The sequence below is a fragment of the Kingella sp. SNUBH-2017 genome, assembly GCF_028680565.1.
Classification (GTDB): domain Bacteria; phylum Pseudomonadota; class Gammaproteobacteria; order Burkholderiales; family Neisseriaceae; genus Kingella_D; species Kingella_D pumchi.
Genome location: NZ_JAPHVK010000030.1, coordinates 1 through 826, shown reverse-complemented (window position 1 = coordinate 826; position 826 = coordinate 1). Strand labels below are relative to the sequence as shown.

The 826-nt window shown below is 65.3% G+C and carries 1 protein-coding gene; it reads left to right on the top strand.

Going from position 1 to position 826, the window contains the following annotated elements; translation table 11 throughout:
* A partial coding sequence (locus tag OP500_RS11190) for a filamentous hemagglutinin N-terminal domain-containing protein (RefSeq protein ID WP_274070999.1) occupies positions 1-826 on the top strand: 826 nt, incomplete at both ends.

Here is an 826-nt window from a genome sequence, read left to right as displayed (position 1 = left end):
CTTTCAGCCTGCTGCTCGGTTTCGGTTCGGCCCTGATTGTGCCCGCCGCCGCTGCCGACATCCAAGCCGACAAATCCGCCCCCAAATCCCAGCAGCCCGTCATCCTGCAAACCGGCAACGGACTGCCGCAGGTCAATATCCAAACCCCCACCGCCCACGGCGTATCCGTCAACCAATACCGCCGTTTCGACGTCGATACGCGCGGCGCCATTCTCAACAACAGCCATAAAAGCGTATCCACCCGCCAGGCCGGCTGGATACAGGGCAACCCCTTTCTCGCCCGCGGCGAAGCCCGCATCATCGTCAACCAAATCAACAGCAGCGACCCGAGTAAGCTTCAGGGCTATATCGAAATCGCCGGCCGCCGCGCCGAAGTGGTGATGGCCAACCCCGCCGGCATCCGCGTCGACGGCGGCGGCTTTATCAACAGCGCAGGCGCCACCCTCACCACCGGCCGTCCCATCCTGGCAGACGGCCGTTTCGACGGTTTGGACATCGGCAGCGGCCGTATCGAAATCGGCGCACAGGGTCTTGACGGGCGCGATGCCGACTACACCCGCATTCTCAGCCGAGCCGCCAAGATTGACGGCGGCATTTGGGGACAGGACGTCCAAGTGATTGCCGCCGGCGGCCAAACCGACGCCGCCGGCAGTGTCAAAACCCCGTCTGCAGCCGGCAACCCGCCGTCTGCGGGCGGCACTCCCGTCTTTGCCATCGACACCGGCGCCCTGGGCGGCATGTATGCCGGCAAAATCACCCTGATTGCCGCCGATGCCGGCAGCGGCATCCGCAACGCCGGCAAGATTTACGCCGGTGCCGGCGGCGT